Below are 19,844 nucleotides of genomic sequence, written 5' to 3' on the forward strand. Positions count from 1 at the left end.
TGTAATTTATTTAAAGTGGTAAAAAACCGTTATTGATTAGTTTAATTATTAGTGATTGGATAATGCATCACTATGAGTTGATATGGCATCCAGAAATTCTTTTACAAACTCATCGTCAGTGAGGTGCTGATAATTTTTATAGATCCTGTTAATGTCTTCCATCTGCCCGGCGGAAAGTTCTTCTTCAGGATGTAAGCACCACCTGCCTTCAAGTATTCCCTGCCTGCGCAGCACTTCATGAATACCGGGTATGCAGCCTTTAAAGGAATTCTTTGCATCAAAGATTACCGCATTCATATCCGTAACTTCAATGCCTTTGGATAATAATGTTTCAACTCCTGCATAATCATGATCAATGCAATATTTTATTTCGTTTAAAAGTTCTACTGCTTTTTTTGTCCATACAGCCCAATGTCCAAGCAAGCCGCCTGCAAATCTTTTTTCAACTTTTTCTCCGTTAACAGTGAATTGATAGGGGGTAAGTAAATCAGCAATAATATTATCATCATTGCCAGTGTATAATGCAATCTCATTTCTTCTTGCAGAATCACAAACGGCTCTTACAACATCAATGGTTTGGTAACGGTTGAATGCGGCAATTTTTATAGCATGTACATTGGGAATGGCTGCTAAGTCACGCCAGAATTCATAACTCAATAACCGGCCACCCACTGCAGGCTGCAGATAAAAACCAAACACGGGAATAACTGCTGAAATAGCTTCGGTACGTTTAATGAGTTCTGCTTCTGAATATTCATTCAAACCTCCGTTGCTCACAAGCCCGAGATGGTAGCCATATTCAGCAGCCAGTTCAGCTTCTTTCAATGCCTGTTCTGTAGGTCCGCAGATACCTGCCACTTTAAGAAAAGGATGTTGTAACTGTGCTTTGTCAATTTCATCGGCTGCAATCCGAAGCACTGATTCAAGAAGATTTATTTCAGGTTTGCGTATTTCAAATTGAGTGGTATGAACGCCAACTGCCACGCCACCTGCACCACTCGCCATATAATACTTTGTAAGCAATCGCTGCCGTTCTTCATCTAATTGAAGATTTTGCGTTAATGCTAAAGGATGAGCAGGTATAACGGTACCCGACATCAACAATTGTTTCACAGACTCACTGAGTTCTTTATGCATGATTGTAAATTAAAATTGTCCTTTTCTTTCCTGGAAATGTGTTGGTTTATTCAGCGTTTTGCCTCCCTGGTTTATCCATTCTACCAACAGCTCCATCATTTTTTTCAATGTCACTTTTGGATAGCCAAACAGTCTGAATGATTCAGCAGCATTGCTAAGCAATGCAGTTGGCTGTTCTTCATTTACAAATTCCGGTTTTACTCCGAGAATTTTGCCATACTCTTCTGCCAGCTTTCTCACCGATATGGTTTCGGGGCCTGTAATATTTAATAACTTCGATGGCACACTGCAATGAAGCAATGAACGAATAGCCATTTCATTTGCATCGCCCTGCCATATTACATTTACATGGCCCATACTAAGATCAATTGGTTTTCCTTCTTTAACTGACTTCGCAATTTCAAGCAGCACACCATAACTGGTATCATTGGCGTAGTTTAACCGGTAGATTAATGTGGGCGTATTGTACTTTAATGAATAGTATTGAAAAAGCCGTTCTCTTCCCAGGCAGGATTGTGCATATTCACCAACAGGGCCTGTTTGCTGATCTTCACTTGCGCCTCCAGCAATAACCGGCGTTAGAGGATATACATTACCGGTAGAAAAAACTACAATACGGGAATCCTTAAATTTTTGTGCAACACGTCCGGGCAAGTAAGCATTCATAGCCCATGTAAGTGATTCCTTGCCTGTAGTTCCAAACTTTGTACCTGCGAGATAAAGTACATTCTTAACCGCTGGCAATTGTTGCAACTGATCATCATCGAGCAAATCAGCCGCAATGGTTTCTATTCCTTCTTTATTTAACGCTTCCTGTAAAGCGGGTTCAGAGAAACGGGCAACACCAATAATTTTCTTATTTACACCAGCTTTATCAACTGCCTGTTTGGCTACTCTTGCAAGGGCAGGCCCCATTTTTCCTCCAACGCCGAGGATAATAATATCCCCATCAATTTTAGCCATGTCTGTCACTAAATCATCAGATGGCAATAACAAATTTTTGTAACCTGCTTCTATATTTTCCATAATTTATTTATTTCAGTTGTAAGAAAATTTTATAATAATTCATTATTAGAATAACATTGTTCTGATGCTTTCCAACGCAAGTGCTATTACCAACAGCAATCCTGCGGCTCCAAAAAACTTAACCATTTTGGAATTGACATAAGAACCCATCAGTTCAGTATTGTTTGCAATTACATACATGGCAATCCCGATAAAAGGAACAATCAGTATGGTGATGCTTTGAGCAAAAACAATTAACTCAATGGGAAGGTTGCCAAAAATGATTGCAATGGCAGCGCCGAGGATCATAATGATTGCAATAATCAGCCGTACCGCTTTTGAACTTAATTTGCTTCCATATCCTAAGGCATCACCCAGAACTGTACCTCCTAAAGTTGAATTTCCGATAAGGGCAGAAAAGGAAGCACCGAATAAGCCGCACAGGAAAAGAACAGATGCATAATTTCCAAACAACGGTTCTAATGCTTTTGACATATCAGTAGCGCTGGTAACTTTTATTCCTTTTGGTTGCAATACAACTGCAGAACAAATCAGTACAATGGCCGTCATTAAGCCAAGTATAAAAATGCCGGTAAAACTTTTATCCTTTGTTTGTGTGCCTGCGGGTTGTAAGCGTTTTCTTTCCTGTATAAGATATGCCTGGTAAAAGGCAGCCACTATCGAAAAACTCGAAGCGATAAAAGCTGTTATTAAACCAAGTGAACCAATGGGTATTTCAGGTACAAATCCGGTTGCTACTTTTGTTACATCGGGTTTTGATAAGAAGAGTGTTGTAAGAAAAGCAAACAGCATCAAACAAATTAAAATGAGCATCGCTTTTTCAAGTACCTTATAAAAACTTCTGAAAAAAAGCAGTGCGATACCTACAAGATTGAAAAAGATAATCCACGGTACACGGGGCATATTGGTTAATTCAGCCATAGCAATACCAACCCCAATTGAATTGCCCGCCTGGAAAGAAGCAGTAACTAAAAAAACACCAAAGCCAATTGCAATGCCTGCCTTCCTTCCCCATTTTTGCTTAATGGTATCAAGCAGTGATTGATTGGTTGCAATACCAATCCTTGCCGACATGGAAGTAAAGACAACCATAAAAAATATGGCAATCAATATTACCCACAACAATTGAAAACCATATTCTGCGCCAAGTTTTGTAGCAATGGTTATTTTACTGGGACCAAAAACCAGCGCTGCCGTTATGATTCCAGGCCCAAGATGACTAATCCATTTATTCCGCATAGTTCAACTTTCGTGGTTTAAAAATTACATTCAGCATACAATAATTCTTCAGGCATATTAAATCAATATTACTCAGAAACAGTTCCATGATTTTTAACTTTAATAAACTTATTGAGTTGAGCTATTTGCTTCATTGATTTCTTTTACCATTTAATATGTTGTTCAATAAACCAAATTAACTCTTCGGCCATTTGTATTTGGTCTTGTTTTTTTGGATGACCGGGTAAATTTGAATATGAAAAAAAATGGGTAAATACTTTCTTATCATTCAGTGATGCAACTGCTTTTTCAATGTATCCCGGCCAGGGTGAGCCCGGCTTTACTGCATCCATTGATCCTAATACACATATAATGTTCGCATCCGGGTAACGGCTTCTTATATTCTGCACAAAATTGCTGTAAGCATTAATTATTGAATCTTCTGAAGGGGCCTTATCACCAAATCTTCTTTTAAACTGCGGATGATCTGATAGTGTAACGAGGCCGCAATCATTTTGAAAAAGATTGATAACAACAATACCCGGTGTAGCTTTTGAGAAATCCCATTTGCTGCTGCTGTCATCAGGATTTAAGCGATCATATATTTCAGGCATAATCAGCGATCCCCAGCTTACCATCAAACCAATTCCGCTTGATGCTATGCAGGAATAGTGTGCATTGAAATGCCTTGCTGTAAGGAATGCGTAACTTTTAAAATTATTGGTATAGATACTGTCGCCGTTATCTCCGTTGTTGTCTTCTACGGCAGCGCCAACTGTAATTGAATTGCCGTAAAATTCAATCATTCTTTTTTTGCCAGTTACATCTAAAACGCCGGAACCGTTTGGGAGTTCAAAACCATAGAACCAGGTTTTACCCCTGTACCAGTCTGCACGTTTGATTATTTCAAGGGTATGAACCGTATTTGAAAGCCCTTCTGCCAGCGTGTATATTTTTTTTACCGTATCAATCTTTATTACATTATTGAGTTTACCATCAATCTCTACATTGAAATAGTTGTATCCTCTTTCATCTTTCAATAATGCGTTAACAGAACTGCCTTTAAATTTTAATACAAAGCCTGAACCGGGCCAGTAAATTTCTGCCGCATCATTTTGTTTTATTGCAACCCTTCCTTCCGATAGAATTTTTTTATCAGCCGGGTTTATGAAGGTAGCTTGCCTGCTTACCCTGCAGGTTGTAAAAAGAAAGACTGCAAGGATTGGGAAAAAATAATTTTTGTAGCTATGCCTCATTTGTAAACTTGTAACAGGATCGTTTAATGATTGTAAAATGGCGCTTATAATTTGTTTACCGATACAGCAACGTTATCAATCAATACACCTTTTGTGCTATGCTGGCCATGATGAAACAGGGCAAGCGAAAGAATGCTTAATTTTAAATCAGCACTTGTTCTGAACCACATTTTATTCCAGGGGCCATACTCAACACCATCTATCCAAAAATTTAAAACGCCATTTGCATCAGCAGCATTTGTTACCGGTGCACCCATGTCTATCATTAGTTCAATACGGTACCATCTTCCTGTTTTTAATACAGGAGGTTGTTTTGATGATTGGGTTACATGATCAGGATTGGTGCAATAGTTTGAACCGACAAAGCAGGGAAAATGATCTCCCCAACATTGGCCGTTCGGATCAACGCAATCCTGGTACATTCCCCTGTAGTAAGTATAAAGAGCAGGCACCCCCGTGTAGTTGCCACTAACCTGTGGCTCGAAACCGGAGCTTGCAAAATCACTTCCGTTCGGTCTTATTCCTGATTGTCCCAGGAAGTTACGATCACCGGCGGCCAGGCTGCTTCCATGGTTGGCTGCGTTGAAATCATAACCGGGTTCCCAGTATTCATACCATCTTGCATATAACTTATCGTAGGTTTGGGGAAACACTTTCACAAGGTCAGCGCCGCCTCTTCCTGCGGGCACTCTCAACTGCATTACATGGTTACCGGCAATGTTAAAAGGACCGTTATTTACAATAACCTGGTTGATTGGTGCCGGGTTACCATCGTAATCATCCCAAACGCTTCTCCAGGTAGTTTCTTCAAACTTGCTGCAGAATACTAATCCCAATGTACAGGCAGTGTCGGCAATAAATGCAGTGCTGGCATAAACTGTTGTGTCAGTGGCTGGAGGAGTTGGTGGCAATGTGTCTTTATTACTTTTGCATGCGATTAAACAGCTTATTGCTATTGGAATAATAAATATCATTTTCATGTTTGTTGTGTTTATTCACTTTTTCAATAGTTTAATTCAACAAAAGATTCTTGAGTTTATTCATGATGATCACCAACTACTTATCCGTATTTTTTCCAACAGTAATGGTGAAAACTCCCCATGTTACATTTCGTTTGATTGTTTTCCATTCTTTCACTTCATAACAGGCCAGGAAACGGATTTGATGGCCAACGGGGCAGTCTTTTGAAATATGAATCAAGGATGAAAGTGCATAACCATCTCCCCATTTGTCAGGTTGTAATTCATCATATAAACGTTCGCAGTCAATGTAGGGGTCATCATAGTATAAACGGGTACGGTTACTGTGCTGGTAAATCATAATGGTTTCACCAGGATCGGCAATGTTATCACCATTCCCGCTGCCGAAAATTTCGCTATCGCCATCATCAATCCCGATATTGGAAAATTCAGGTACATCATAAAACACCGGCGCATCAAATTCATCTTTCCATATATTGCCTTTACTATCAGAAATGGAAAGATTAAATCTTACCCGGAAAGGCGAACCATCTGTTGTTGGTTTGTTTGAAGCGGTTACTTTAAAGTTTGCAGACAGCCAGGAAAGCTCACCAGGAGCAAGCGTTTCCAATTCAATTACCGGGTTAGCAATCTGTATTCCTTCTGCTTCGGAGCTTAACGTAACTTTTATTTTTTTTGCTGTTGAAGCGCCCCTGTTTAATAATTTTATGGATAGATTGTTTTCTTTTTTGTGGAGAAGAAAGCTGCCGTTATCATTTGCCTTGTATTGAGTAAATACAATTTCTGGCGGGCTTTTCTTTTCATAAATTCCAATTTGATGGGGTTGACCATTCACCGTAAAACTAACTGATCCCGCTACATCACTTATTATCATCGAAGTTTGGGTTGTGCCTTCTGTTTCATTATAATCAAAAAGAGTGTAAGGCGAATTTGGTTTATAAACAGGAGCGGTCTTCACACTCATGTTTACCCCTTTTATTTCACGGCCATCGGGTTGCCATTTTCTTGTTCTTATATGCAGGCCGCCTTTTGTTACTCCCTTCAGTTCAATATAACCGGGTTCATTGAGAGTGCTGGTGACCTGGTATCCCCATGCTTCAAAATTCGGATACAAGTCTGCATGGTGCCAGCGTGTTGGATCAGGTAATGGGTTTTTGAATGATTCAATCACATATTGAAAAGCATCTTTGAATTCGGCGTGTGAATAACTGTGTCCTCCGGGGTAAATATGGTAATCGAGGTTCAGGTCTTTTTCACGAACAGCGCCGTTATATACTTCTGTATTCAGATGTACCAGCTCGTCAATTGTACTGTTGTGAAATCTCGCCCTTACCCCATTAAAATTTTTGAACATATATTTAACCAGATATAAAGAATGATTATCTGGGTAGCCGATAAAAAATTCAGATGAACCCTTTGTACTTACAGCAGTACCTATTAACTGCGGAAATTTTCCAGCCAGGTAAAACGACATGAATCCTCCCATGCTGTGCCCCATTACTGCACGCTGTGAACGTTCTTTTAAAGTGCGGTAGGTACTGTCAATGTGACTCACAAACTCAAAAAAGTAATCCTTAAACTGAACCTGGTATTTAATATTTGAATGATAGCCTGTATTATATGGCCGGATATCTGAAGGTTCAGATCTTCCGTTCCATGCTACAAGTATAACATTGCTTTCAATTACCCATTGCTGAATCCCTTCTAATGTAAATTCGTGGGTTCCCTGGTTGCCATGTAAAAAATAAATGACCGGGTATCTTTTTTGTGAAGAAGCATAATCTTCTGGTAGAAAGATGCGGTAAGGTTTTTTCGCCCCGAATACCTGGCTATAATGAGCCGTATCAGTTTGCGCTGAAGTTTTTTCTGTAAATCCCGCCAGGATCAATATAAGGGCAATAGTTACTAAGAGACTGTTTGTGTACGTTACATTCATATCTGAGTTGTTTTCTTTTGCCGGTAAAATAACCAATTAAGAAACCCGGCTTTACATATAATACCTTTCTTTTAGCAAAATAATCTTACAAAAATAAAGTTTTGTAAGTATAAGTAAATATATTATTTTCGTTGTGTAACTTTTTAGTTATTTTTAGAAAGGTAATGAAAATAATTTAAAATCATTCAAGCCAGATTATATTTTCTGCGGAGTTTGATAAAAGCGGTTTATAAAATCTGTAATTAATAGATAGAGAAAGTTGGTTAATATAAAGAAAGGCGGTTATGTTTCATTCTGTGCAAAACCAATAAAATGTGCCAGGTGGCTATACAAATATGTTTTCAACCATAAAGGCAAATCTGTAAGGTTAATTACGGCGGCCGGTACCAGATGCAGTTAAAACTAAAACTGAAGTAATAACATTTAAAACAGTATTCCTAATGATCAAATATTGCATTTCGTTCCTCATTGTGTCTCTTTTTAGTCTGTCATTTTCTAAAGCAGGAAGTGAATATTCAGAAACTAAAGGCGAAAGGTCTTACGAAGTAAAAAAAGAAAAGAACAACGGAAAGGTTTTTATTCTTAATGTATGTATTACTGACCTGGTTGAGTTTAAAAACCTGGTGAAAGCAGCCAGCCGTTTGAAACCGTATGGCAAAGTTCAGATCAATATTGCTACACTGGCTGATAAGTCTTTTCATGAAATACCAAAGGGAGGTAACCCCTGGAATGAATATGCGAGCAATAATGCTACTTTATTCAAGTTTTTTCCCGATGCTAAGGTTGCTCCTTTTATACCTGCTGAGTTTGTGAGAAAAAACAGGCAATTGCTTTTAGACAAAGCAAAAATCTTACGTGAAAATGGCATGGAGGCGGCTTTTTTTGCCAATGAACCCGGCTTTTTGCCTGCTGCTTTTTTTGATGCATATCCCCAATTGCTTGGCCCCCGTGTTGATCATCCCCGAAGAAGTATTGCAAAAGCATTTTCACCCTGCATGAGTACAAAAGAAGCACAGGGAATATATGTTAATATGATGGCTGAAATGCTTAAGGCTGCGCCTGAAATTAAAACATTTTATTTTAAAACAAACGATGCTGGCTCAGGCAATTGCTGGGCCGACTGGCTGTATGCCGGGCCAAACGGCCCCGGGCATTGCAAGGCAGAATCAACAGGAGAAAGAATACAGCAGTTAATGAGTGCAATGAAAACCGGCGCTGCAAAATCAAACAATGATCTTGCAATTTATCTTTCGCATCCACAGGGTTCTTCTAATTTTTCAGATACAGAAAGGGAAGACATACAAAATCATTTGCCTGAAAATTGTTATTTCAGAAGTACTGCTGCCAATGAAATTAAATCTATTGGCGGTGATTTCGCATCCATGTATCCTGTGAAAGGTGCCAGTGATATTCTTTCCATGATAAAAGATGTAAGAAAGATTGACCATCAGAAAGAACAAGCCGTTTTTATTAATTTCAATGCATCTTATGCAAGAGGAAATGAAAGTTTTGAGGTGGAAGATTTATTGCTGAGTATGCTTGCCGATCATCTTAAAACAAATGAGAAAGACAGTTTGCCTGTTTTGAAAAAACTTCATGAAATATGTACTGGTTGGGCAGGCGAAAAAAATGCTGATAATTTATACGAAGCATTTAAAAATTTACATGAGGCAAATAGTTTCAGAAAAACCAACCTCGGAAATTTATCTGGGTTAAACTGGAATGTTGCTGCAAGATTGATAAACCGCCCGCTGGTAGCAGTGCCGCAGCGGCTTACAAAAGAGGAGGAGGCTTATTTTCTTCCATACATTTTCAATGTTTCGCTGGAAGAAGCAAGGATGGATTATTTGGATATACAGGGAGGACGATGGACAACCTTACCCGATTCAGTTAAACGGTATGTACAAAAAATTAAACAGGTATGTTTGAAACTTGAGGCCGTAGCTGTATCAGCGCCGAAAAAAGGGTTCATACAAAAAATGGCGATAGCATTAAGAGTTCATGCAAGTATGATGCAAAGTTGTGGCAATTTTGCAGAAGCACAGCAAATCAGGGACAGTAACGCAGTAAAACTGAACGGTACTGTACAACGACCCGATAAAGAAGGAACATGGGAGGGAGATAGGGATTTATTAAAATTCAATGCGGTTATGAGAGATGAACTGGATAATACCGACGAACTGATTTCGATTTTACAGAAGGGTGGAGTGAATGCTTTATGTCTTGCAAAAGATGCTGCTCATGAAGATTGTTTTTTATTGGGTCCAAATATTATCGGGCAACTAAAACTAAAAAGAAAAATCATGCTCAATCATTGGCGTGATATTGAAGACTACATGACGACTCCTTTTAAATAACTATTTTTTTTGCTATGAAACTTTTTAAAAAGATTATTTTTTTCACCGGCCTTGTTTTATTGTTCATTACTATTTATGGCCTGTTCAGGTCAATGCGGAACCCTGCAATTTATACAGAAGAAAATACATTGAGAAACCGGATAGGGGATGTAACGATTCACTACCCGCAAATAAAAGAATTACTGAAAAAAAAAGAGCAGGAGTCAAACAAGGATTTTGCAGTAAGAATAAATAAAGTAGTGAATGATGGCTTTGCTCATTACTGGAAACCTGAGGGTATTCAGAAGTATCATTTAAGAGTGCCTGTATGGGAAAATTACCTGTTATATACAGTTTCATTTATAAATCCAAAAAAGTATGAGCGTTACGAATTCAGCAATTACAAAAAAAACCTTGAAAGGGGAGTGGGACTATGCTCAAGTCACTCCCTTGTAGTGCAGGGTGTGCTGAAGGAAAATGGAATGAAAGCAGAACTGCTGGATGTAGGCGGCCATCATGTGGTAGTAAGGGCCGTTCTCAGCGATACATCAGCCTATATCCTCGATCCCGATTTTGGCGTTGTTGTGCCTTATGATACAGCCGCCATATCTTCCAATCCTGAACTGGTGAGAACTCCCTACAGTAATATGGCAGCTCTGTATTATCCTGATGCAAAGGATCCTTATACTACAAACTTTATGGTAGAGATTTTTGGGAAGAGAAAATATGTTTACACCGTTGAGAACTGGTTTGAATCTTTTTCTTATTGGGCTATATGGATTATACCTGTACTGTTGATGATACCTTTTGTAATTGATGTAAGAAAGAAAAGAATAAGCCGCTAACGTATGGTAACGAATAATTTTAAAACAATCTACAGGTTTATCAGCGTAGCAGTTTGCTTTGTTTTAACAGCAAACTGTTTCTGCCAGTATCGTATAGTCCCTCATAGAAAAATTTCTGCAAATGAAGTAGCTGTAAAAACTGCTGGTAGCTATGCAAAAGCCGGAACAACGTATGTGTTGGCGAATAATATTTCGAGTGCAGCAAGTACAATTTTTCTTGGTAAGGATGTAATACTTGATTTAAATGGGTATGCAATAAAATATGCTGATGCCAGGTATGAACATATCCCCAATTCAGGATTTGAGGAGGGTTTAAAAGGATGGGATATTTCGAAAGCTCCGGGAGCAAAGCTGAAAAATACAGCAGAAGTGCATGTGTTTCTTGGAAAAAAATTATTGAGTTTACAAGCAGGCGACGAGGTTACTTCCCAATACATCAACCTTCCGGTTGCTAACCGTTCTTATTTCGCTATGTGTGGTATTACAGGAAGATATTATCATGATGCGAAGAAATATCCTGAAGATGAGATGAAGGTAAGTGTGTATGTAGAAGATGAAATGGGCAACGAAGTAAAGTGCATCACAAAGTATGGAGACACTGCCATGCAAAGCTGCCCTGTTGAAAAAAGATCACCACGGCTTGGCGGTGGGTTCGTATATGCTCATCTTACAAATTTACCCGCAGGAAAATACCGGGTAAGAATTAAAGCTGATACAGATTGTCTTGTTGATGAAATTGATATCCGTCCTGCAATGGATGCCGGCATCAGTATTATTGAGCATACTACTCCGCTTGCACATTACGATCATGTAATCAGTGAATCCTATCCACCGGTATTTCCCGCTTTCTTTGATTATACTGAAGATGTAAAAACAGGAAAGCCATTATCTTCTTTGCCGCAGGTGGAAGGCGCCGGAACCATCACTATAAAAAACGGAGTGATCGAAGGTGGTGTTGCAGGCATACTCTCATGGGGAATTCAGTCAACTGCAACAAACGTTAAAGTAATTTTAGAAAATGTAAAAATAAAAACGGGAGGTATCAGCTCAGGCGCTGCTGATATATCCTGGGTAAAAATCAATAACTGCAGGTTTGATGTTGATATGCCTTTCCTTATTCAGCGGCATGTGAATCTTTGTGCTGTTGTTACAAGAGGAGAGAATGCTTCGGAAGTTGCTCGTTCAGCATTTTATGGAGGGCAGGGTTGTTTATCTGTTAAAGGAAAATATTCTCTTGTACATGATAACTTTTTTGTAAATCATCAAACCGTAACAAACCATTACAGTATTATGGGTACGGGTGATAGCTCAAAAATTTATAACAACAGGTTTGAACCAAAACAGGGATCGGGCATTTATGTATCAAGATATACTGAAGTGTTTAATAATATTTTTAGAATTGAAACATCTCCACCAACCTGTGAATACGGCAGGGAGGAATACAGTGTAGCAGGAATAAGGCTGGGCGATTATCATGCTGCACCAGGTTCTTCAAAGGCTTCAGTTGGTAACCGCATACACGGTAATAAAATTTATATCACGGCAAAAAATCATGCTGCACCGGAAGCATATATTCCTATGGCCTGGGGAATTTATTACAGTGCAAGTGGTGGGGAAAATTATGTTTACAATAATGAAATAACAGTCAATAAAGTTGAACCAATTTCCAAAGTAAAAACTGCTGCATTATATATCTGCGGCGGCCCGAAATATTTTGGGGGACAATTTTATAAAAACAAGATTACAACCAATGTACCTGCCGCATGGGTAGCATCTATTTATGGCGGCGCATCCAATTCAAAGCTTTATGAAAATACCATTATCCCGTTAAACAAAGCAAGGTTTAAAACATTCATGATGGGATTTGCAGGTTGCGATGATTGTGTTGCAAAAAATGTGGAGTTCAGATCGAATGTAATAAAAGATCAAAAGTTTGCTTTAGCTGTTACGGACCAGGATCATAGTTATTCGATTTACTGGACGTTGAAGATTAAGGTTGTTAATACAAAAGCGGAAGCCGTGAAAAATGCTGATATAACCATTATTGATAAAAACAATACAGTTGTACTGCAAACAAAAACAGATGAAACGGGAAAACTAAAAGCTGAGTTACCGGAATATGCAGTAGATGGAAAGTCGAGAAAAACCTCATCGCCTTATACAATTTCTATTGGTGATTACAAGAGAGAAATTGTATTAGACAGCAATAAGGAAATTACCTGTGTTGTAAAATAATGCTTTTAGTTGAACTTAAATTTTAAATATCTTATGATATATAGAGCCGGTTATACAAAAGGAAACGTCAGGATTATTCTTATCATGTTCTTTTTTATACAGTTCATCTTATTTTCTTACGACGGCTTTGTGCAAAATCAGAACACATCTGCTGATAAAAGTTTATCGGATACATCTATTTATAATTCTGCACAGTATTTTGGGCAGTTATATCTATCTGCTAAAAAGCAATATGCCTTTGCAGGAAAAACAAAAACTGATTTCAGTAAATGGCATAAAGCGTTTCTGCCGCAATTAAAACAAGCGCTTGGATTGGATAAAATGGGGGTACAATATGCCAACTATAAACTTCGCTTCGAAAAAAAGGCTACTGTAGATAGCGGGAGTTTTATTTTTGAAAAATGGATAGTTTGGACTGAACCGACTGTTCCTTTGCCAGTATCAGTTTTAATCCCCAAAAATAAGGCTGGAAAAACTCCTTTGATTATTGCTACGCATGGTCATGGAAAGAATGCTGATTTGTATGACGGCATTTACCCAAATGTATTTGGAAGAAATCCTTTAACAAAAGAAATGAGCATTGCCATGGAGGCAGTAAATGAAGGATATATTGCTATAGCCCCTACTATGCGTGCCTTTGGTGATACACGTACGGAAGATGATAAAAAAAATGACAACTCATTTTCATGCCATATGCAATTAATGCGTGATCTGCTAACAGGAAGAACTCCCATTGGAGACAGAGTATGGGACATGGAAAGGATACTTGACTGGGCTATTCAAAATTTTTCTGTAGATGAAAAAAGAATTGCAATCACGGGTAATTCAGGAGGAGGAACGGTTTCATTGTTTGCAGCAGCCTGCGATTCCCGTATAACCGTTGCAGTTCCATCTTCATACTTCTGTACTTTCCAGGGAAGCATTGGCAGCATCCCGCATTGCGATTGCAATTATATTCCCGGCATTTTGGATTTGGGTGAAATGGGTGATGTGGCAGGCTTGATAGCGCCTCGTCCATTATGCGTACTACATGGGATAAAAGATAAAATATTCCCGATTGCAGAAACCAGGAAAGCTTTTGCTCATTTAAATGAAATTTATAATGCAGCAAACAAAACAGAAAACCTGATGCTGTATGAAGGCCCTGAAGGACATCAATATTACAAAGAGGGTGCATGGCCTTTCATAAAAAGGAACTTTGCAATGGTTAAATAAATTGGTTACCGTTTATTCGTAGCAACTAAATGTCTGCAAAGATTTATAATGCAAGTATGAAAAAGCGATTCGATTTCAGATTAATAAAGGCATATTATGTATTGTGTAGTGTTTTATTGCTGCAGGTAGTTAATGTTTCTGGCTATGCACAAAAAAGCAGTGGAACAGGATATAAACATGCAGAACCACATGTAATAGCAAGTATAAGTTCTTTTGACAGTTTGAACAATGGCCGGTGGGTACGTACTTTCCAGGCTCCGGATGGAACACTATATCTTAATGGCAAGTACAAAAGCATTGATAAAGGGAAATCCTTTATTCATCAAAACGAAATTGATGTTGATGAGATTGTCAGGAGGCCTGAACGGGCTTCTGTATCCCGTGGCAAATTATTTTATGCTTTGAACGGAACTGCAGATATTATACGGCCGGGTATATATGGCGTGAAAGCGTGGCGCTCAACCGATGGGTTGAAAACCATGCATGAGGAATACGACACGATTTATGTTCCCGACGGTCCCGTAAATGGAATTAAAACCGATGACTGGTTTGGTCTTTTTGTGTACAGAACAATAATAGAAATACCTGATGGAACATGGTTGATGACCATGTATGGCAATTTTACCAATGACACTATTATTCCTGCCAACCTGGATGCACAAAAAGAACTAAAGTATATGATGCGAACTTTTATTGTTACATCAAAAGATAAAGGCCGCACATGGCATTATTTATCAACTGTTGCAACACCTCGTGCCGGCGAGCCCATTGGTGAAGGTTTTGTGGAACCCGCGATTACACTTTTAAAAGACGGCAGATTATTATGTGTAATGAGAACGGGGCATCATTACCCCTTATATGCATCGTGGAGTAATGATTTGGGAAAAACCTGGACCGCTCCTTTGTACACAGGCTTCGACAGAGGCTGCGATCCCTGCTTAATCACATTGAAAGATGGCAGGGTAGCTTTAAGTTGGGGAAGGCGTTTTCCCGAAGGTTGGTCAAAAATTACACGGGAAGGCGATAAGAGTGTATTTCGGTTTCCAGGCGAAGGGTATACAAATCTTGCTATCAGTGACAATGGCGGATTAAGCTGGGTAAATCATAAAGTACTTAAAAATTCCGGCACATGTTATTCTACGATTATTGAAGTAGAGCCGAATATTATTTTTTGCCAGGTAGACCAATGGAACATGCGCATTAAACTAAAACCGGCTAAGGCAATTACAAATAATTAAATGATACATAAAGTGAAAAAATTAACCGCAGTCTTATATTTTTCTATACTCTCTGTATGTTTGTATGCTCAAACTACAGAAGAAATAACCAGGATGGTTGCCGATAACCTGATAAAAGCAACTTCGTACAAATTCGTTAATAAGGAAACCAGCGAAATTTATGAATCAACGAAAAATATAAAATATTCTCCGGCAGTAAGTGTTCAAAGCCCGGAAAACGAATGGTATTATATGAATGGTGTAGTTAATATTGCCATGATGCAATTGGCAGATTACACCGGCGAGAAAAAATATTCAAGCTATTCGTTGCGTAATATTGAATTTATTTTTAACAACCTTGATTATTTTAAAAGACAATATGATGAAAAAGTATCCGGCTCATCCTTCTTTCAATATTTCAGGCTTGGAAAGCTTGACGATTATGGGGCTATGAGTGCAGGGCTCTTTGATGTAAACAGGGTTGCTCAGAAGAAAGAATACAGTAATTATCTTGAAAAGGCTGCAAACTATGTATCCTTTAAGCAACAGCGGCTGAACGATGGTACTTTTATCCGGCCTGAGCCCCGAAAGATGACGCTATGGGCAGATGATCTATACATGAGTGTTCCCTTTTTGGCCAGGATGGGAAAGCTTACCGGGAACCAGAAGTACTTTACCGATGCGATCAAACAGGTGAAAAATTTTACAAAATATCTCTATGATAAAAACAGCAGTTTATTCTATCACTGCTGGTATAGTGATGTGCAACTTAACGGAGTGGCGCACTGGGGCCGCTGCAACGGATGGGTAATGATGGCTCAAACAGAATTATTGAACCATCTTCCTTCAAACCATCCCCAAAGAAAAGAACTAATAAAATTATTGTTGCAGCAAATTACTGGCATATCGAGATACCAGGATACAACAGGGTTATGGCATCAACTGCTGGATAAGCCGGACTCATATCTTGAAACTTCCTGCACAGCCATGTTTGTTTATTCAATTGCAAGAGCTGTAAACCAGGGTTGGATTGATAAAAGTTACTTATCTATTGCACAAAATGGCTGGAAAGGACTTCTCTCAAAGATTCAACCTGAAGGGCAGGTAGAGAAAATATGTATTGGTACCGGGATTGAAGATAATCTGAAGTTTTATTATGACAGACCGACAGAATTAAACGACTTACATGGCATAGGAGCAGTAATTCTTGCCGGAACAGAAATAATGATGACCGGAAGGAACCATTAAAAATCCGACCACACAAAATGATCATAATATTTCTTAATAAACATATCTGACAACGTGAAGCAATCCTTGAAATTTTTGTTAATAGCTATTGCAGTTTTTATTATTAATAATTGCGTCGCACAATCACAAAGAAATCTCTTGAGCAGGTTTTCAGAACAGGATATTGCACAAGCGTTGATACAGCGGTCGCAGTGGCATCCATTTCCTCAAACAACGGAGGAATGGGAGAAAGTCTTACCCGATAGTATAAGTAAAAAACTTATTGAGAATGCTGAGCAAATTGCAGAAATACCGTTTGAATCGTTACCCGCTTCGCTGATGTTGGAATATGTACGTACCGGCAATCGTTCCCGCTATGAAGCCGTATCTTTTAAAAAACGTGAGCATTTATTTGAACTGGCACTTGCTGAATCAATTGAGCAGAAAGGGCGTTTTACAAATGTCATCGTGAATGGAATATGGTCAATTTGCGAAGAAAGTTTTTGGGGTGTTCCAGCGCACCTCGGCTTGCAAAAAGCCGGTACGGGCCTGGCTGACGTAGAAGATCCGATAGTTGACCTGTTCTCCGGGGAAACTGCCGCCACCCTTGCATTAACAGATTATCTCACCGGAAATGCGCTGGATATAGTGTCGCCACTTTTACGTAAGCGCATCTATTATGAAATAAACAGAAGAGTACTCACGCCTTTGGAAAAAGAAAGCAGCCGCTATTGGTATTTCAGCAACCGCGCCAATAACTGGAATCCATGGATAACCAGTAATTGGATAATAAGTCTTTTGCTGATTGAGAAAGATGAAAAGCGACGGGCGTCAGAATTATATCATGCTATGACACTAACGGATATTTATATAAACAAGCTGGGTGATGATGGCGCCTCTGATGAAGGCCCGGGGTATTGGTTTGATGCAGCGGGAAGATTATTTACCGGGCTCAATATTATTGAAAGTGCAACAGGAGGACGCATCAGCATTTTCAAGCAGCCATTTATCCGGGAAGTGGCTTCCTATATCTATAAAGCGCATATTTCGGATGATTATTTTATTTCCGTAGCGGACGCTTCGCCTGTCATAAAGCCCGATGGATTATTGTTATACCGTTTTGGCAAAGCTGTTGGCGATACCGTTATGCAAAATTTTGGCATCTGGGCTTTTCATCGAAATAACATCCCGTTTGACAGAGATGTTTCAATGGCTGATATGCTTTGGAATTTTTCTGTAATGGGGGATTGTGCAAAACAAACCGGGAAGGAACCATTACTGAAAGATATCTGGCTGAAAAATGTACAGATGATGATAGCAAGAACCAACGATGGACTATTTGTTGCTTCACATGGGGGGCATAACGCAGAAAGCCATAATCATAATGACGTTGGAGATATCATGTTGTATGTTGATGGTAAGCCTGTGATTATTGATGTTGGCTCCGGAACCTACACAGCAAAAACTTTTTCCAATGAGAGGTACACTTTATGGTATAACACTTCAGCTTATCACAACCTACCCCTGGTAAATGGTTTTCAACAACAAGCGGGAAGAGAGTTTGAAGCAAAGAATGTTTTTTACAAAACCTCTGCCATCAAAACAGAATTGCAGATGGATATTGCAGCGGCTTATCCTGCCGAAACGGGTATTAAACAATGGCTACGGAAAATAAGTATAGAGAAAAAATTAAGCAGGCTGATTATAAAAGATAGTTATGTTTCGGATGACTCACTGAAGCAAATAACACAAACTTTCATGACTATTTGCCCCGCGGATATAGAGCAGCCAGGGAAAGTGCTTTTTGATGTAGCTGGTAAAAAAGTCTTGATGGAATATGACGCCAACCAATGGGAAATAAAGAAAGAGGAAGCGTTGACACATACACCGGATGAAAAAAGGCTTGAAAATAACTGGGAGCACCGTACCATATGGCGCATATTGTTAACCAGTAAAAAGCTTTCTGCTAAAGGAAGTTTTACATATAAGTTCATCAGGTTGGAAGATAAATAAGAAACCACTTAAATAAAAAGTAATGAAAAAATGTCTCGCCATGTTGTTAGTGCTGTTTTTTGCATTAATTGTACAAAGTCAGCAAAAGGTAAATGTGAAAGAACAGATGAACCTGGCATTGCTACAATATGAGCAAATGCTTTTAACACATCCTGACACAACAAAAACGCCACAGTCTTTTACAGACGGAAAATATATTGATATGCCAACAGAGTGGTGGTGCAGCGGTTTCTATGGAGGAACCTTGTGGTATCTATATCAATATACACATGACAATAAGTGGAAGAACGCAGCCAATCTCTGGACGATGGCTGTGCAGAAAGAGCAGTATAATACAACCACACACGACCTTGGTTTTATGATTTACTGTCCATTTGGAAATGGTTATCGGTTAACGCGTAATTCTTATTACAAGCAGGTGATGTTACGTGGCGCTCAATCCCTCGCTACAAGATTTAACCCGGGAACCGGCGTTATTAAATCATGGGAAACCTTCAAGGGGTACAATTATCCGGTCATTATTGATAATATGATGAATCTTGAATTTTTATTCTGGGCGGCAAAAGCTTCTGGCAATAAAGATTATTACAAAATCTGCATCACACATGCTGATAATACAATCAAAAATCATTACCGTCCGGATCATAGTAGTTATCATGTAGTTTGTTACGATAGTCTCGGCAATGTACTTGCCAAAAAAACGGCGCAGGGTGCAAACGATACTTCGGCATGGGCAAGAGGCCAGGCATGGGGTTTATATGGCTATACCCTGATGTACCGTGAAACAAAAGACAAGAAATATTTACAGCAGGCAACAGACATCGCAGATTTTTTTATTCACCATCCCAATTTACCCGCAGATAAAATTCCCTATTGGGATTTTAATGCACCAAATATTCCAAACGAAGAACGTGATGCCTCTGCAGGGGCTATTGCATGTAGCGCCTTACTTGAGCTTTACAATTATGTAAGAAAAGAAAAGCGCAAAGAATATTTTGATGTTGCAGAAAAAATGCTGGAAAGCTTATCAGGTCCGGCTTACAGAAACGCACTTGGTGAAAATGGAAATTTCCTGCTTAAACATTCTGTAGGTGCTAAACCTTTCAACAAAGAAATAGATGTACCACTGGTTTATGCAGATTACTATTATGTCGAAGCGTTGCTCCGGTATGAAAAATTAAAAAGATAATGAGTTATTTAATG

14 protein-coding genes are annotated in these 19,844 nt (G+C 38.9%); 8 read left to right on the forward strand and 6 right to left on the reverse strand.

The features are described 5' to 3' along the window. Positions 1 to 48: 48 nt before the first annotated feature. The 6 genes from IPK31_13480 to IPK31_13505 all read right to left on the reverse strand — a co-directional run bounded on the left by IPK31_13480 (position 49) and on the right by IPK31_13505 (position 7,553). Complete coding sequence (locus tag IPK31_13480; protein ID MBK8088863.1) at positions 49 to 1,137, reverse strand: dihydrodipicolinate synthase family protein; 1,089 nt, start codon at positions 1,135 to 1,137, stop codon at positions 49 to 51. Positions 1,138 to 1,146: 9 nt separating this feature from the next. Beyond that, positions 1,147 to 2,163 carry an NAD(P)-dependent oxidoreductase gene (locus tag IPK31_13485; protein ID MBK8088864.1) on the reverse strand — a complete coding sequence of 339 codons (1,017 nt, stop codon included), beginning with the start codon at positions 2,161 to 2,163 and terminating at the stop codon, positions 1,147 to 1,149. Between the two features lie 45 nt (positions 2,164 to 2,208). Beyond that, a complete protein-coding gene (locus tag IPK31_13490) occupies positions 2,209 to 3,402 on the reverse strand; it encodes an Nramp family divalent metal transporter (protein MBK8088865.1) in 1,194 nt (397 codons plus the stop codon). 143 nt (positions 3,403 to 3,545) lie between these two features. Beyond that, positions 3,546 to 4,637 (reverse strand): electron transporter RnfD, encoded by a 1,092-nt coding sequence (locus IPK31_13495; protein MBK8088866.1) that lies wholly within the window; start codon positions 4,635 to 4,637, stop codon positions 3,546 to 3,548. Between the two features lie 44 nt (positions 4,638 to 4,681). After that, positions 4,682 to 5,617, reverse strand: coding sequence for a hypothetical protein (locus tag IPK31_13500; protein MBK8088867.1), 936 nt, complete (start codon positions 5,615 to 5,617; stop codon positions 4,682 to 4,684). 76 nt (positions 5,618 to 5,693) lie between these two features. Further along, positions 5,694 to 7,553 carry an alpha/beta fold hydrolase gene (locus IPK31_13505; protein MBK8088868.1) on the reverse strand — a complete coding sequence of 620 codons (1,860 nt, stop codon included), beginning with the start codon at positions 7,551 to 7,553 and terminating at the stop codon, positions 5,694 to 5,696. A 440-nt stretch (positions 7,554 to 7,993) separates the two neighbouring features. Here IPK31_13505 and IPK31_13510 point away from each other — a divergent pair, with 440 nt between their 5' ends. The 8 genes from IPK31_13510 to IPK31_13545 all read left to right on the forward strand — a co-directional run bounded on the left by IPK31_13510 (position 7,994) and on the right by IPK31_13545 (position 19,830). Next, positions 7,994 to 9,910 (forward strand): hypothetical protein, encoded by a 1,917-nt coding sequence (locus IPK31_13510; protein ID MBK8088869.1) that lies wholly within the window; start codon positions 7,994 to 7,996, stop codon positions 9,908 to 9,910. Between the two features lie 14 nt (positions 9,911 to 9,924). Then, positions 9,925 to 10,734: a hypothetical protein gene (locus IPK31_13515; GenBank protein MBK8088870.1), complete on the forward strand. Its 810-nt coding sequence runs from the start codon at positions 9,925 to 9,927 to the stop codon at positions 10,732 to 10,734. Positions 10,735 to 10,737: 3 nt separating this feature from the next. Then, on the forward strand, positions 10,738 to 12,969 hold the full coding sequence (locus IPK31_13520; protein MBK8088871.1) for a hypothetical protein: 2,232 nt from the start codon (positions 10,738 to 10,740) through the stop codon (positions 12,967 to 12,969). Between the two features lie 177 nt (positions 12,970 to 13,146). After that, on the forward strand, positions 13,147 to 14,184 hold the full coding sequence (locus IPK31_13525) for an acetylxylan esterase (protein MBK8088872.1): 1,038 nt from the start codon (positions 13,147 to 13,149) through the stop codon (positions 14,182 to 14,184). A gap of 56 nt (positions 14,185 to 14,240) precedes the next feature. Continuing rightward, entirely contained in the window at positions 14,241 to 15,422 is a 1,182-nt protein-coding gene (locus IPK31_13530) for an exo-alpha-sialidase (protein ID MBK8088873.1), read from the forward strand. 12 nt (positions 15,423 to 15,434) lie between these two features. Beyond that, positions 15,435 to 16,649 (forward strand): glycoside hydrolase family 88 protein, encoded by a 1,215-nt coding sequence (locus IPK31_13535; GenBank protein MBK8088874.1) that lies wholly within the window; start codon positions 15,435 to 15,437, stop codon positions 16,647 to 16,649. A 138-nt stretch (positions 16,650 to 16,787) separates the two neighbouring features. Continuing rightward, positions 16,788 to 18,641, forward strand: coding sequence for a heparinase II/III family protein (locus tag IPK31_13540; GenBank protein MBK8088875.1), 1,854 nt, complete (start codon positions 16,788 to 16,790; stop codon positions 18,639 to 18,641). 22 nt (positions 18,642 to 18,663) lie between these two features. Next, positions 18,664 to 19,830, forward strand: a complete 1,167-nt coding sequence (locus IPK31_13545) for a glycoside hydrolase family 88 protein (protein ID MBK8088876.1) — start codon at positions 18,664 to 18,666, stop codon at positions 19,828 to 19,830. The last annotated feature ends 14 nt before the right edge of the window (positions 19,831 to 19,844 follow it).

The sequence above is a fragment of the Chitinophagaceae bacterium genome (genome assembly GCA_016713085.1).
Classification (GTDB): Bacteria; Bacteroidota; Bacteroidia; order Chitinophagales; family Chitinophagaceae; genus Lacibacter.

Excerpts from the sequence above, each read along its gene's own strand:
- IPK31_13520 (MBK8088871.1), top strand. The coding sequence starts at position 10,738 with ATGGTAACGAATAATTTTAAAACAATCTACAGGTTTATCAGCGTAGCA.
- IPK31_13495 (MBK8088866.1), bottom strand. The coding sequence starts at position 4,637 with ATGAGGCATAGCTACAAAAATTATTTTTTCCCAATCCTTGCAGTCTTT.
- IPK31_13505 (MBK8088868.1), bottom strand. The coding sequence starts at position 7,553 with ATGAATGTAACGTACACAAACAGTCTCTTAGTAACTATTGCCCTTATA.
- IPK31_13510 (MBK8088869.1), top strand. The coding sequence starts at position 7,994 with ATGATCAAATATTGCATTTCGTTCCTCATTGTGTCTCTTTTTAGTCTG.
- IPK31_13530 (MBK8088873.1), top strand. The coding sequence starts at position 14,241 with ATGAAAAAGCGATTCGATTTCAGATTAATAAAGGCATATTATGTATTG.
- IPK31_13485 (MBK8088864.1), bottom strand. The coding sequence starts at position 2,163 with ATGGAAAATATAGAAGCAGGTTACAAAAATTTGTTATTGCCATCTGAT.
- IPK31_13500 (MBK8088867.1), bottom strand. The coding sequence starts at position 5,617 with ATGAAAATGATATTTATTATTCCAATAGCAATAAGCTGTTTAATCGCA.
- IPK31_13515 (MBK8088870.1), top strand. The coding sequence starts at position 9,925 with ATGAAACTTTTTAAAAAGATTATTTTTTTCACCGGCCTTGTTTTATTG.
- IPK31_13490 (MBK8088865.1), bottom strand. The coding sequence starts at position 3,402 with ATGCGGAATAAATGGATTAGTCATCTTGGGCCTGGAATCATAACGGCA.
- IPK31_13545 (MBK8088876.1), top strand. The coding sequence starts at position 18,664 with ATGAAAAAATGTCTCGCCATGTTGTTAGTGCTGTTTTTTGCATTAATT.
- IPK31_13480 (MBK8088863.1), bottom strand. The coding sequence starts at position 1,137 with ATGCATAAAGAACTCAGTGAGTCTGTGAAACAATTGTTGATGTCGGGT.